We start from the raw sequence: 13,752 nt of genomic DNA on the forward strand, positions 1-13,752 counted from the left end.
CTCCTTTTGGCTCTTGAATCTTTTTTTATCTTATAGTGGCTGTCACCATTTTGTCAATAAATATTTTTCAATAAATGAAATTTTCTAACAAAAACACAATCGTTTTCATGTGTATCTTTTTCTCATAACGGGTATACCATGAACGTATAGACTCCTTTTGAAAGGAATGAGGACATTGTTTCAAGCTGATCGGATGGTCGTTGCGTTTGATGGACATGAAGACAGTAAGAAAGCATTAAAGAAGGCAATCGCTTTAGCCAAAACGTTGCATGCCAAGCTGACCATTGCCTACGCTCATGATGGGAAATCCAGCAGACAGGTGTTTGATGCACCTCGCCCAATGACTGGCGGCGCTTATATCGGAGGCGGCATGGCAGACCTTCAAACACCCCCTGTGTATGTACCTCATGATGAACAGCAAAGTCCCTTGATTTTTGAAGATCATACAGAAGAGGTCGTTGCAGAAGCAAGAATGCTGTTAAATGAAGAGCAGTTTGAAGCTACGATCGAAATTGTTGAAGGGGAGCCTGCAGAAGCGATTATCGAATACGCTGAAAAGATTTCAGCAGACCTCATCGTCATGGGAGCACGTGACCAAAGCAGATTGAAAAAAATGCTCTTTGGCAGTGTGAGTGAAAAGTTATCGTCCAAATCAGATATACCTGTACTGATCGTGAAATAAATGTCATCACAAAAGGCTAAAATGAACTTTATTTTAGCCCTTTGTCTTCTTTTCAGCGTGATAGAAAACCTTTGCAGCCCTAGGAAGGACGAGTACTGGCGCGGAGCGAATTTGACATTCGTGAGCACCAGCACGCAGGACTGACACCGAATGCGAGGGTTTGTCTACACGCTGAAAGGCTGTAAACATTGGTTTACAGCCTTTTTCTTTTTATGAAGAAATAGATGCTTCGCTTTCATGCTTAATTTTTTTCTGGAACCCTTCCTGTACACGCTTCGTGATCTCTCCTGGAACACCTTTCCCAACTTGCTGACCATCTATCTCTACAATTGGAATCACTTCAGCTGTCGTTGAACTAATGAAAATTTCCTGTGCATGCAAAAGTTCGTCTTTACTCATGCGGGTTTCTTCCACACGACATCCTTCTTCCTGACAAACCTCTAGCAGCTTTCTACGTGTAATGCCGTTTAAAATCAGGTTATTTGCTGGGTGTGTACGAATGACACCGTCAATGACGGCATATACATTCGAGGACGTCCCCTCTGTCACAAAGCCGTCTCTTATTAAAATCGCTTCAAACGCACCAGCTTCAGACGCTTTCTGCTTTTCCATGACGTTATATAAAAGGTTTAAGCTTTTAATATCACACCTTAACCAGCGAAGATCTTCAGACAATAGAGCTTTCACACCAGCTGTCTGCTCTTGAATAGGCTTTTTCACTTGAAATGTATATGCCGTAATCTGAGGGGTAAGTACACCATATTGATGTTTACGAGGTGCGACGCCTCGCGTGACTTGAATATACACGCCGCCATCAATCACTTGATTATCTGCGACTAGCTTCTTCAAATTCTCTTCCATATCGGATACTGTACCTTGCAGATGAATGCCGATTTCCTTTGCACTCTTGAATAGACGCTCAGTATGCTCTTTTAATGTAAACAAAGTCCCATTATATACGCGGATGACCTCATAGACTCCGTCGCCAAATTGATAGCCTCTGTCTTCAATATCAACATGTGCATCTTTTTTTTCAATAAAATCCCCATTGTACAATACTTTCATATGGAATCTCCCCTTCGCTTTGCTTAATGGTTGAATCTGATGCTATCTTAGCGGATAAATGTAAACGTTTCAATGATTATTCAGAATTATTTCATATCCATTTGACTGGATAACCTTCTATTGTAACAAATATAGATTCATAACCAAAAAGATTCCAATTTTTTAGCATCTTCTATATTCATAGGCTCTTTTTTCCTGTATACTTACTCCATATGAGCACGACAAAAAACAGCGAAAAAAGACAGAATCCACTACATGATTCGACACAAACTACTGATTTATTGGAGCGATTGTAATGCAACGGGTTACGAAAAAACAGACACCTTCAAACACGATGCTGCTCTCAAAGGCGATTGGTCTAGTCATCCTGACATTGATCCTTTTTTTCATTTGGGATATGTCTAAAACCAATATGCAGGCAGCAGATCAACCGAATGAAGTGTCTGCGAGCAGTCCATTTCGAGACACAAGTACAAGTCTGAAAGCAAAAGATGATTCGCCAAAAACATTAGATGCACATTTTAAGATCAATCCAAACAAACATGTAACGGATCAAACGATCTTTTTGACCTTTGATGATGGCCCTTCTGCTACATCAAATCAGCTGTTAGATGTGCTAAAGTCACAGCAAGTGAAGGCCACATTTTTTATGCTCGGGCCGCAAATCAAAGAACATCCAGCAGCTGTGAAAAGACTTCATCAAGAAGGTCATCAATTAGGACTTCATGGCATCACGCATGATGTGAAACGCTTTTATCAAAAAAGTGATTCTCCTGTAAATGAAATGAAAGAAGATCAACGTATATTGGCTTCTGTTACTGGTGAATATACACATCTTGTGAGAACACCTTATGGCAGTTCTCCAAACTTAACAGACCAGCAAAAAACACGTTTAAAACAAAAAGGCTTTGTATACTGGGACTGGACCATTGACAGTCTTGACTGGAAATATAAAAGCTCAAAATATGTACCAGAAGTATTAAATCAGCTGCAAGTGCTTGAAACCAAGTACCCGAAAGAGCCAAAAATCATCTTAATGCATGATCAGCCAGCTACTGCAAAATACTTAAACAGTCTGATCACACAATTAAAGGCGAAGGGCTACACGTTTGAAGTCCTTGATGAAACAATGAAGCCACTACAGCAATAAAGAAAACCCGCACCTGTTGGATGCGGGTTTTTTATGATTTATAAAGCATTCACAAGCTCGCCAATTCGTTCGTGAAAGACAAGATCAAACAGCGGATCGAATTCCGTTTCACTTAAATTCATCATGACCTTAAAGATGGAAGGATGATGAGCAGCATCTTCTGGAATATATCGAGCTGGTGCCACTTCTAAGGAAGTTCCCATAACGAGCAGCATGTCCGTTTGCTGGAGCGATTTCTCCACTTGGTCAAAGTGCTTCACCATGTCTCCAAAAAGGACAACATCTGTTTTGAGCACTCGTCCACATGTGCGGCCGTCTGATGAAATCCGCTCACAAACCGGCACCTCTTCTTGTAATAAATAAGGCAGTTCGTATGTTGACCCGCATGATGGACATGTAGCTGTTTGAATGGAACCATGCAGTTCATACACATGCTGGCTTCCCGCTTTTTTATGCAGACCATCGATATTTTGCGTGAAAATATCCACGCGTTTTCCTTGCTTTTCTAAATTGGCTAAAAAAGCATGTCCAGCGTTTGGCTCGTACTCTCCACTCATCTTCATTTGAAACAATTCTTTGAATTTCGGCCAAAATTGATGAGGATGTGATAAAAAGTAGGACCGGCTCATTGCCTCCATGCGAGAGGTATCTTCTGTCCATAGTCCACCCGTTGATCTAAAATCGGGAATTCCCGATTCTGTGCTCATCCCAGCACCTGAAAGGACCGTAATATGTGAGGCCTTTGATAATCTCTCTCTTAGCGCTGCCACTTTTGTTTGATCCACCACCATTCCTCCTTTATTCACCGAGCTGTTTCTCACCTTTTTGTTTCATATAAATGGTCTGTCCAGGGAAAGCAAATTCTACCCCTTCTTCATGGAAAATATCAATAATGCGATAGTTAATATCCTGCTTAATATCCAGGTTTTCAGACCAAGCGGTTGTGTTTGTATAAAAGTTGAAGAATAAGTTTAAATAGCTGTCTGCCAGCACATCGAGATTCACCATAATCGTTTCCTTATGAACCCCATCATGCTCATAAAGCATTTGTTTCAGACGTTTGATGCACTTATCAATGTTTTCTTTCGGTGTATTGTAAGATACGCGAACGGAGAACGTAATTTGACGTTTATTCATTCTCGTCCAATTTGTGATCGGCTCCTTTGAAAGGGTCGAATTTGGCACAGTCACCACCGCTTCAGCAGGTGTTCTAAATTTTGTGCTTCGGAAGGTAATGTCCTCTACAGTCCCAAGTACACTTGGAGTCTCTACAAAATCGCCCATTGTAAAAGGCTTCTCTGTAATAATCACAATTCCTCCAAAAAAGTTCGCCACTGTATCCTGCGCAGCGAGCGCAAAAGCAAGACCACCTAGACCAAGCCCAGCCACAAGTCCGTTCACATCATAATTAAACTCTTGTGCAATGACGCTAATACTCAGTGCAATAATAATAAAACGAAGAACCTTTGATAAAAATGGCGCTAAAATATCATCCATCTCTAATTCAAATTTTGAATTCACTTTTTGAAATAAGAAGGAAGAAGCTGCGGTTAGATTACAAAGTCCCCACGTCAGCATCAAAATAATAGAGGATCTATACAATTTGACAATGACATCCATATGGTGCTCAAAGTATGGGGCTTGTCTTAACGCAAAATATAAACCTAATGCCACAAAAAACAGCCTCGCAGGTTTTTCAAACGCCACGACAATTTGATTAATGACTTCGGTTTTAGACCGGTTTGTCAGCTTAAAGAGCAGGTGAAACAAGTATTTCGTAAATACTTTTCGAAGTAATAAAAAAAGCAATAAAATACAAAGGCTAATGCCTATTTGGATCGCAATATCGACTGTAAAATATGTATCCATCCATTTTTGTGTAAACATCTCTGTCTCTCTCCTTTAAAACAATCCTCTCTAGTTTATAATATAACCTTCGTTTATGTCCTCTCTTAAATGTCTGACCTCTATATAAAAAGCCTCGGGACCTATCCCGAGGCATGATGTTCAATTATGAAATTTTGGCTTGAGACATATCGACGGGCAGCAAACTACTTTTTCTTCTGAGCCTGATCAAGGAGAGTCGCTTTAAACATTTCAGCATCCGTTTCGGCCTTAATACGTTCTTCCACTCTAATTCTCCCTTTACCCAATCATCTCGCCTCCTTTTCATCATTATAAAACATCAGAATTTTCAGTCAACATGACGAAAGCACTAATATTTTGACGAACGCTGACGATTTGGACAAAATTGATCGAAGAAAAATTGATGTAATTCAGGTTTACTCAATCAAAGCTTGCTCTATTCCTGTAACTTTTCAAAATGATACATCAAGCTTTTTCGGTACATGAGGTTCCATGATAATACGGCGCTCTTCTTCTCCATATAGTAAAGAAGGAAAACCACCAAAGCATTTGATATGATAAGACCAGAACTTATGTCAGGGAGCTGGAGCAAGTGTATATTATCGCACATAGAGGGTCATCAAGCGCCGCCCCAGAAAATACAATCGCTGCGTTTGATGTAGCTGTCGAGCAAGGAGCAGATTATATTGAATTAGATGTACAAATGACAATGGATCAGCACGTCGTCGTCATCCATGATGATACCGTTGATCGAACGACGAACGGAAACGGCTTAGTCAAAAGTTATACACTTGATCAGTTGAAAAAACTGGACGCAGGAAGCTGGTTTGACCAACAGTATACGAATGAACGAATTCCAACATTACAAGAAATTCTTGAAAGATACAGTCAGCGGATTGGAATATTAATCGAGATCAAACACCCAAAACGGCAGATAGGAATCGAAAAGGCAGTTGCCCGCATCATCAATCGGTTTGCCTATTCTCGTCATATCATCATTCAATCTTTTGATGTTCATGCACTACAAAGAATTAAAGCATTCGCCCCTTCTCTTCGCACAGCTTTGATTATAAAGCCTGATGCATTTAAACTAACAAAGCGAAAGTTAACGACATACAGCTCGTTTGCCAATTGTCTTAATATGAAGAAAACGATGATCAATAGATGGTGGATAGACCGCATCCACACATTCGGGATGGATGTGTTTATATGGACTGTAAAAGATCAAAAAACAGCGGATCGAATCAAAAAATATCCAATTGATGGTGTGGTAACGGATAACCCGCTATTTTTTCAAAAGGAGAAATGATGCACATGAAAACTTATTTCGCCGTTTTTATCGGTGGATTGATTGGTACACTTTGCAGATATGAACTAAGCCAAACTGTCATCAGCCAGACCTTCCCCTATGCAACGATGATTGAAAACATTTCCGGCAGCCTGCTTCTTGGTTTTGCGACAGGATACTTTCTATTTCAGAAAGGAAAAAAATATCTTGCAGCTTTGATTGGAACAGGGTTTTGCGGCGGGTTTACGACCATGTCCACCTTTTCTAAAGAGACAGTTCTTCTGTTACAGGCAGGGCAGTTCAATTTAAGTATGATGTACATCCTGCTCTCAGTCATTGCTGGAGTAGCCGCTGCTTTAGCTGGCCTGATCCTTGCTGAACGGCTCTTTCATCAAAATAAGCAGCAGAAAGGAAGCAGATAAATGATTGTTTTTTGTACAGCTGTAGCTGGAGGGATCGGTAGTGCATGTCGTTTCTTCATCAGCCAAACAATCCAGAAAACTCCATCCCATGCCCTTTTCCCGTACAGTATTATTTTCATTAATTTATTAGGTGCAGCCGGTTTAGGTTTTCTCACAGGCGCTGTAACGTCCAATCATCCACTGCTAGTGATCATAGGAACCGGTTTTTTGGGCGGCTTTACCACATTCTCTACGTTTAGTGTAGAATCTGCGACGATGCTGATGCAGCGTCAAATAGGAAAGCTTGCTGCCTATTTACTTGTGACAATTATCGGCTCTTTATGCCTTTTTGCGGCGTTTTATCAAATAGGACAACTTCTGTTTTAAATATCTGTGATGGCAGCTAGGCTGATGAGCAGTTGATCCATCAGCTGGCGCTTCATTAAAAATAGTGTCTTCTCACTATAGCCGATTTCGATTGCACATTTTGCCATGCGCCAATCTCGAAAATACTTATAATCAATGAGCTGCTGCTCTATTTCATCCAATTCTTTTAAAGCCGTTTCAATACAAGCAACAATCAGTTCATACTGACTTTTCTGCTCTTCTAATTTTTGACGTGCCATATGATGATGTTGGAGAGAACTTCGTTTTTCAAGCTGTCTTTCAATATTTAAAATGGCTGCTTGATAGTTCTTGAAATTTTTTAAATGAAACTCAATACGTTTCATTGAGGTTTTTTTCTCCGTGATACTTGCTGTTTCATACCAGAGCATGTCCATCCCCCTTTTACGAACGTTTGTTCTCATTATATACGAACATATATTCTCAAAAAAGAGGCTAAATACCTAAAAAAACCTTGAGCTTATTTTTCGCTCAAGGTCATTTCATTTACTAACAGCGGCTCTTTTATATCAAGCCCTGTGCGTGTATTTTCTTTTTCTGATGATGTGACGCCTTTTTTCAGGTCGATCTTTTTCACATAGCGTCCATCCATCTCCAAGACCTTCATCCGAATATCATCAAGGTAAATGGATTGTCCTTCTCGGATATCAATGTTCTCATTTAAGATTAGCCCGCCTATCGTATCAATTTCTTCATCATGATATGACATTTCGATCAAATCTTGAACTTCCTCTAATCTCACTTTTCCATCTAATATATAATGATGCTCCGCTCTCTTTTGAATGACCGGCTGCTCATCTTCATCGAATTCATCTCGAATGTCTCCAACAATCTCTTCTAAAATATCCTCCGTTGTGACAAGTCCAGATGTCCCGCCATATTCATCCGTTAAAATCGCCATATGCATTCGATCGCGCTGCATCTTGACGAGAAGCTCTTGAATTGGAATCGTGTCAATCACTTCAATCACTGGATAAATATAATCTTGAAGCTTCAGTTGATCTTTTTCTCCTAGATACACAATATCTGCAAAGAGCTGCTTTTTGTTGAGCATGCCAATGACATGGTCTTTATCCCCTGAAAACACGGGGAAGCGTGTGTACTTTTCCTTTGTCATGATCGCCAGTATTTCGTCTAACGGCATATCTTCTGGAATCGCACAAATTTCTCTTCGCGGTATCATAATTTCTCTTGCGATTCGATTATCAAAATCGAATATCTTGTTCATATAATTATACTCTGATGAGTTGATTTCCCCATTTTTTAAGCTTTCAGATAATAAAATCTTTAATTCCTCTTCGGAATGGGAATGTTCTTTTTCAGACCCCATATCGATACCCATCATTTTCGTTAGTACACGGGCTGACCCGTTCAACACATAAATGAAAGGGTACATAAGGATATAAAATGCATGCAGCGGTCCTGACAGCCAAAGCGTCATTTTTTCTGCCTTTTGTATGGCAAGTGTTTTTGGTGCAAGCTCGCCAACAACTACATGCAAAAAGGTAATAATAGAGAACGCAAGTGTTGCTGAGATCAGGCTGATTGCTGAATCAGGAATGTTTGTCAAACCAAAACCTCGAACTAAAAGTTCTTTTACTGCCGGTTTACCGATCCACCCTAAACCAAGGGATGTCACTGTAATACCGAGCTGACAGGCTGACAAATATTCATCTAGCCTTGATGTCACCTTTTTCGCCATGATAGCCTTTTTGGACCCTTCGGCAACAAGCTGATTAATTCTTGAACTTCTCACCTTTACAATGGCAAATTCAGATGCAACAAAGAAAGCTGTTAAAGCAATCAAAACTCCGACTATACTCAGATTAACAATATCGTCCATTTAACCTTGCTCTTTCTTAGAAGAACAAGGAGTCACCTCCTGATTGATGATGTTATCTTTTGCAAAACGGTTAACTGATTAAATAAGACTACTTTGAGGGCCCCACTTAACCACCTCCGGTTCACGTAAAATCCGTCTCTCTACATATATATGAAACGGTATTCATTTTATCTTACCATAAATAATCTGAAAATTCCTGTATCGCTACAGTATTTTAAAGATGACAACCTAAATTGATGGAAATGCCCTTTGTTTCTTCATATTGGCAGGAAATCTGAACAATTATCTTGTATTTCAGACTCGAATTATATTAAACTATTTTCATAAACTATAACGTGACGGTTAGGAGGAGATGTTCAGATGGGGCTGAGAAAAAGTATCGTATTGGTGAACTAGCACAGATTGCACAGGTGACGAAACGAACTGTAGATTATTATACGAATCTAGGGTTGCTTGCGCCTGTTAGATCTTGCTCTAATTATCGTTATTACGATGAACATGCTTTAAAACGATTACAATTAATCGTTCTTTGCAAACAGCAGAGATTGGCTCTTTCTGACATCAAATCCAGATTAGATGAACAATTCCCTTCTCAAAAGGAAGATCCTGATGAACTTGTCCATTTAACCTCAGATATCGATCGGATGAATGAGCATATGGACCGCATTTTGGCACGTTGTAAGCAGCTTCAGCCAGAACAACGTGAAAAACTAAAAGAGCAGCTTACTCCTGAAAAAATGACGGCTGTCCAATCATTTTTACTGCTGTTAAGTTAAAATTTTTACTAAACAGGAGGTGTTACCTTCGTTCTCAAAGTCAGAACGAAGGCCTTAATTGGACATAGTGAATTTACTCATAGTTGCTTTACTTATAGCTTTAACCGCGTTTTTCGTTGCATCGGAGTTTGCGATCATTCGCTTAAGAAGCTCAAGAATTGATCAATTAATTGCAGAAGGTAATAAAACAGCAGTTGCTGTCAAGCACGTCACGACTCACCTTGATGAGTATCTGTCGGCCTGTCAGCTCGGTATTACCATTACCGCCCTTGGGATTGGTTGGTTAGGGGAAGAAACAATTGCGCACATGCTTGCTCCACTATTTGTAGAGCTGTCGATTCCTCAATCAGCCAGTCATATTGTCACTTTTATTATTGCGTTTAGTATTATGACGTTTTTACACGTCGTGGTTGGAGAGCTTGCACCAAAAACACTCGCCATTCAAAAGGCTGAGCAAGTGTCCCTTCTATTTGCTAGACCGCTTATGATTTTTTACAAAGTGATGTTCCCTTTTATCTGGGTATTAAATGGATCTGCTCGTTTGTTAACAAAAGCGTTTGGTCTTCAGCAAGTATCTGAGCATGACATGGCGCACTCTGAAGAAGAATTGCGGATTATTTTATCTGAGAGCTATAAGAGCGGCGAGATTAACCAGTCTGAATTCAAATATGTAAATAAAATTTTTGAATTTGATGACCGTCTGGCGAAAGAAATTATGATTCCTCGTACCGAAGTTGTCAGCTTCCCTCATGATATTACCATTGAGGAAATGCTGAAAGTGACCAAGGTCGAGAAATATACACGTTATCCAATTGAAGATGGCGATAAAGACAACATCATCGGTGTTGTGAATATTAAAGAAGTACTCACTGCATGTATTAGTGGTGAATGTTCCACAAGTGATACGATCGAACATTTTGTAAACCCGATTATTCATGTAATTGAAACAGTTCCTGTTCATGATCTACTGCTTAAAATGCAGCGTGAGCGTGTACACATGGCCATTTTATCAGATGAATATGGCGGTACAGCAGGACTTGTAACAGTTGAAGACATCCTTGAAGAAATCGTCGGTGAGATTCGTGATGAATTCGATATTGATGAAATCAACGAAGTGCGTAAACTGGGAGAAGACCACTATATCTTTGATGGAAAGGTCCTTGTAGATCAAGTTAACCTGCTACTAGGTATTCAGCTTGATAACGAAGAAGTCGACACAATCGGCGGCTGGTTCCTTACACAAAAATATGAAGTCGAGAAAAATGACGCGATTCGTGAACAAGGCTATGAATTTATCATTAATGAAGTCGATGGACACCATGTGGCATACATCGAAGTCAAAAAACTAAACGAACAACTATTAGAAGCAGCTGAAGAAGGCGCTTCTTAAGAAAAAAACGACCCTTGCCTTAGCAAGTGGTCGTTTTCTTTATCCCTTTTCGATTAACTTAGCTTCAAGTTCTTTGATTCTTGTGTTTAATACTTCTGTCATCGCACCTAATCTTTCTTTTGGCGGCAGATGATCAAATTCAGACAGCTCAATCGGTTCACCAATGATTAAGCGCATTTTTCCCTTCTTAAAAAGGCTTTTTGCATTAGAAGGTCCTTTGTACGCTGCTGGAACGATTGGTGATTTGCCGAGCTGCGCAATCGTAACGGCCCCTCTTTTTAAAGGAACATCTTCTGTTGTACGTGTTCCGCTTGGAAAAATCCCAACGATTTTCCCCTCTTTTAATAATTTAATGGGCGTTTTAATACTGCTTGGCCCAGGATTCTCTCGATCAACTGGAAAAGCATGAATCTTCTTTAAAAATCCGCCGATCCATTTATTTGCAAACAATTCTTTTTTCGCCATGTAGTGGATCTCAAACGGAAGAATTCCTGCGCCTAATGCAAGAACATCCACAAAACCCTCATGCGTACAAGCAATGACAAACCCCCGGTCTGTTGGCAGATTCTCTTTTTGATATACTTTGATTCCGCCTCGGAGAGCAAAAAATGCTTTGACGGTATAGCCTGAAAATTTATACATAGTGCACTTCCTTTGTTTGAAGAATGAAGGATTTGTATCTATTATAACAAATTTTTTATTACCTGGTACTAAAAATTTTCTCCTGCTGATAAAATAGAGACGGTTCACTAAAATCATCTTTTCACTTAAGATGACCGCTCCTTCTGTATTCAAGCATGTGTTTTTAGGAGAGAATAGAGGAAGAATTGTGTCCAAAATTGTCGTTTTTTGAGTTTTTTTCCTGATTTGTTCTATTGAAAACACTTTATAAATGATGCAAATTTCGCTATGATAAGGAGAAATGATTTTGATTCGGTGAAAGAGATGAGTAATGTACGGCCTATGAGAAGTTTCGTGCAACTTTATGCCTTTCTTATGCGTGTATAACATAGAGGGGAGAAAAATCAGTGACGATCGATGAAATTTATCAAATGTATATGAACGATGTTTACAGGTTTCTGCTCTCCATGACAAAAGACAAACATTTGGCAGAGGACTTATTGCAGGAAACCTTTATGCGTGCTTATATACATATTCATTCCTACGACCATAGCAAAGTGAAACCTTGGTTATTTCAGGTGGCACGAAATGCTTTTATTGATTATGTCAGGAAACATAAAAAAGAAGTGACCATATCGGATGATCTCATTGGCGGCCTTTTACAAACGTCTGTACAAAGTCCCGCTGAACAGATTGAAATAAAAGAAGTCCTCAACATGTATTTAGAGCAGCTTCCAGATAACTACAAGGAAGCGTTGACATTGTATTATTTAAAAGAACTGAATTACAAAGAAGCATCCAAGGTCATGAATATTACTGAAGCAAATTTTAAAAGTGTTTTATTTCGTGCAAGGCAGCGCCTAAAAGCACTATATAACAGAGGTGTTAATGATGAATGAAGAGTTTAATAAGCGATGGGAACAATATAATAATGGCGAGATGAACGAAGAAGAAATGATGGCGTTTGAAGAAGAGCTCGAAGAAAATGAAAAACGCTTAAGCCAAGAACTGAATGACTCAGATTGGACAGACTTCTCCATCAGTCCTGAAAAACAAAAAGCCATTTTACAATACGGAAAAAGAAAGTCCTATTTACGTATTTCTGTGCTTGCTGTCATATCTACACTGATTATTTTACCGCTTTGTACACTAGGTAGTTATCTATACTACGGCGTTGGCGGAGCAGACAGTAAAGGCAATCATTTTATGGAAACGGCCGCTGTAACAGTCGCCCTAACAAAACCGAATGTCGCCATTGATATGAAGGATTTAAAAGGGCAAGTCAAACTGTTTGGTATGAACACAGAACTTAAGCTGCAAAAACAAATTGGCAATAAAACAGAAGCCATCGGCAGTGAACAAATCGAAATGTTTTTCGATAAATTAAAGCAGCCTACGATCTCTTATTATGGCGACAGCGCACGTAATACGGAGGATTTCTTTACGCACCCTTCGTCGCAGGCAGATACATCTAAAAAACAAACACTCACTACTCTAGACAAGCTACCTGAAGGAACAGTGAGTGAAGTGTATGTATCCTATGACAAAGCATACACACCGAAAGACGTGTATTCATTTGCTAAAAAATATGATATGAAAGTGCTTTGGAATGCGATCAAAACAGAAGATTCATTAAGTGGAAATCAGCGTCCAATCGGTTTTCCCGGGAAAGACTCTGAATTTTTAAAAGAGCTTCAGCACACATCAAAAACAGAGGTTGATCAGTTCAAAGATGCCCTCGCCTATGTCAACCAGCATCCATCCTGGGCAAAAACGATCTCTGGCAGACCTGAACTTGACCTCTCTAACCGAATACGCTACATCAATCAAAATGGTGTCACGGTTTACGGTTCTGTTGTCACAGGTCCTTCTAAAGAAATAGAGAAATTTGTGAAGACAAAACGCATTAAAACGGCCAAAGTGAGCGAGGTGGAATTATGGAATTGGTAAGAATTTTTAAAGAGCATAATGTGTTTGGCTGGATTTCGGTCGGCACCGCTATTTTATCGCTGCTCATGCTGAACCTCGCCATTATTAGCAATGTGACATTTTATTCGTTTCAAATGCTTCCTTTTGCAATGGCCGCAGTTCCATTCGGTGTGATTGAACTGTTCATTAAAAAAGGCCGCACTGGACCAGGTTTTCTAGGCGTCGTTCTGAATATTTTTGTCATCGTTTGTGTTTATGCGATCGTCTCCATTGATGTCGATCTTCAATTAGGTTTTTAATACTAAAAAGCCAGTCATACTTGACTGGCTTTTTCTG

At 39.6% G+C, this 13,752-nt stretch carries 17 protein-coding genes; 10 read left to right on the forward strand and 7 right to left on the reverse strand.

Annotated features, from left to right (window positions below):
* Nucleotides 1-175 precede the first annotated feature (175 nt).
* Entirely contained in the window at nt 176-682 is a 507-nt protein-coding gene (locus LCD34_RS14565; RefSeq protein ID WP_046343079.1) for a universal stress protein, read from the forward strand.
* 210 nt (nt 683-892) lie between these two features.
* Here LCD34_RS14565 and dat read toward each other — a convergent pair whose 3' ends face one another.
* Nucleotides 893-1,747: a D-amino-acid transaminase gene (dat, locus tag LCD34_RS14570; protein WP_224559642.1), complete on the reverse strand. Its 855-nt coding sequence runs from the start codon at nt 1,745-1,747 to the stop codon at nt 893-895.
* A 295-nt stretch (nt 1,748-2,042) separates the two neighbouring features.
* Here dat and LCD34_RS14575 point away from each other — a divergent pair, with 295 nt between their 5' ends.
* Nucleotides 2,043-2,897 carry a polysaccharide deacetylase family protein gene (locus tag LCD34_RS14575; protein WP_024719972.1) on the forward strand — a complete coding sequence of 285 codons (855 nt, stop codon included), beginning with the start codon at nt 2,043-2,045 and terminating at the stop codon, nt 2,895-2,897.
* A 38-nt stretch (nt 2,898-2,935) separates the two neighbouring features.
* Here the strand turns inward: LCD34_RS14575 and LCD34_RS14580 are convergent, their stop codons facing one another.
* The 3 genes from LCD34_RS14580 to LCD34_RS14590 form a co-directional block, all read right to left on the reverse strand.
* Nucleotides 2,936-3,667 carry an NAD-dependent protein deacylase gene (locus LCD34_RS14580; RefSeq protein ID WP_026050067.1) on the reverse strand — a complete coding sequence of 244 codons (732 nt, stop codon included), beginning with the start codon at nt 3,665-3,667 and terminating at the stop codon, nt 2,936-2,938.
* Nucleotides 3,668-3,695: 28 nt separating this feature from the next.
* Nucleotides 3,696-4,784, reverse strand: a complete 1,089-nt coding sequence (locus LCD34_RS14585) for a mechanosensitive ion channel family protein (RefSeq protein ID WP_007497114.1) — start codon at nt 4,782-4,784, stop codon at nt 3,696-3,698.
* 164 nt (nt 4,785-4,948) lie between these two features.
* Entirely contained in the window at nt 4,949-5,050 is a 102-nt protein-coding gene (locus LCD34_RS14590) for a YhdX family protein (protein WP_017360338.1), read from the reverse strand.
* A gap of 305 nt (nt 5,051-5,355) precedes the next feature.
* Between LCD34_RS14590 and LCD34_RS14595 the strand changes: the two genes are divergently transcribed.
* Genes LCD34_RS14595 through crcB (LCD34_RS14605) form a run of 3 tightly spaced genes read left to right on the forward strand, consistent with a single transcriptional unit; the run spans nt 5,356 to nt 6,839 of the window.
* Nucleotides 5,356-6,072 carry a glycerophosphodiester phosphodiesterase gene (locus tag LCD34_RS14595; protein ID WP_061418539.1) on the forward strand — a complete coding sequence of 239 codons (717 nt, stop codon included), beginning with the start codon at nt 5,356-5,358 and terminating at the stop codon, nt 6,070-6,072.
* A complete protein-coding gene (crcB, locus tag LCD34_RS14600; protein ID WP_045034844.1) occupies nt 6,072-6,473 on the forward strand; it encodes a fluoride efflux transporter CrcB in 402 nt (133 codons plus the stop codon). Before LCD34_RS14595 ends, crcB (LCD34_RS14600) begins: the two co-directional genes overlap by 1 nt.
* Nucleotides 6,474-6,839, forward strand: coding sequence for a fluoride efflux transporter CrcB (crcB, locus tag LCD34_RS14605; RefSeq protein WP_160757860.1), 366 nt, complete (start codon nt 6,474-6,476; stop codon nt 6,837-6,839).
* Here crcB (LCD34_RS14605) and LCD34_RS14610 read toward each other — a convergent pair.
* Nucleotides 6,836-7,228 carry a hypothetical protein gene (locus LCD34_RS14610; protein ID WP_017360342.1) on the reverse strand — a complete coding sequence of 131 codons (393 nt, stop codon included), beginning with the start codon at nt 7,226-7,228 and terminating at the stop codon, nt 6,836-6,838. The two genes, crcB (LCD34_RS14605) and LCD34_RS14610, sit on opposite strands and share 4 nt — an antisense overlap.
* A gap of 89 nt (nt 7,229-7,317) precedes the next feature.
* Nucleotides 7,318-8,700, reverse strand: coding sequence for a hemolysin family protein (locus tag LCD34_RS14615; protein ID WP_025207018.1), 1,383 nt, complete (start codon nt 8,698-8,700; stop codon nt 7,318-7,320).
* Nucleotides 8,701-9,035: 335 nt separating this feature from the next.
* On the opposite strand from LCD34_RS14615, the gene LCD34_RS14620 reads away from it, so the two are divergent.
* Nucleotides 9,036-9,476 (forward strand): MerR family transcriptional regulator, encoded by a 441-nt coding sequence (locus LCD34_RS14620; RefSeq protein WP_008348973.1) that lies wholly within the window; start codon nt 9,036-9,038, stop codon nt 9,474-9,476.
* Between the two features lie 58 nt (nt 9,477-9,534).
* Nucleotides 9,535-10,866, forward strand: coding sequence for a hemolysin family protein (locus LCD34_RS14625; RefSeq protein WP_007497105.1), 1,332 nt, complete (start codon nt 9,535-9,537; stop codon nt 10,864-10,866).
* Nucleotides 10,867-10,905: 39 nt separating this feature from the next.
* Here LCD34_RS14625 and LCD34_RS14630 read toward each other — a convergent pair whose 3' ends face one another.
* Entirely contained in the window at nt 10,906-11,508 is a 603-nt protein-coding gene (locus LCD34_RS14630) for a lysophospholipid acyltransferase family protein (protein ID WP_017360344.1), read from the reverse strand.
* A gap of 386 nt (nt 11,509-11,894) precedes the next feature.
* On the opposite strand from LCD34_RS14630, the gene LCD34_RS14635 reads away from it, so the two are divergent.
* Genes LCD34_RS14635 through LCD34_RS14645 form a run of 3 tightly spaced genes read left to right on the forward strand, consistent with a single transcriptional unit; the run spans nt 11,895 to nt 13,715 of the window.
* The gene (locus LCD34_RS14635; RefSeq protein ID WP_008348979.1) at nt 11,895-12,386 is read left to right on the forward strand and encodes a sigma-70 family RNA polymerase sigma factor; all 492 of its coding nucleotides are present in this window, start codon (nt 11,895-11,897) and stop codon (nt 12,384-12,386) included.
* Nucleotides 12,379-13,437, forward strand: coding sequence for an anti-sigma factor (locus LCD34_RS14640; RefSeq protein ID WP_024719964.1), 1,059 nt, complete (start codon nt 12,379-12,381; stop codon nt 13,435-13,437). Before LCD34_RS14635 ends, LCD34_RS14640 begins: the two co-directional genes overlap by 8 nt.
* The gene (locus LCD34_RS14645; RefSeq protein ID WP_008348984.1) at nt 13,425-13,715 is read left to right on the forward strand and encodes a hypothetical protein; all 291 of its coding nucleotides are present in this window, start codon (nt 13,425-13,427) and stop codon (nt 13,713-13,715) included. Before LCD34_RS14640 ends, LCD34_RS14645 begins: the two co-directional genes overlap by 13 nt.
* Nucleotides 13,716-13,752 lie beyond the last annotated feature (37 nt).

The organism is Bacillus sp. RAR_M1_44, from assembly GCF_020165935.1.
Classification (GTDB): domain Bacteria; phylum Bacillota; class Bacilli; order Bacillales; family Bacillaceae; genus Bacillus; species Bacillus altitudinis.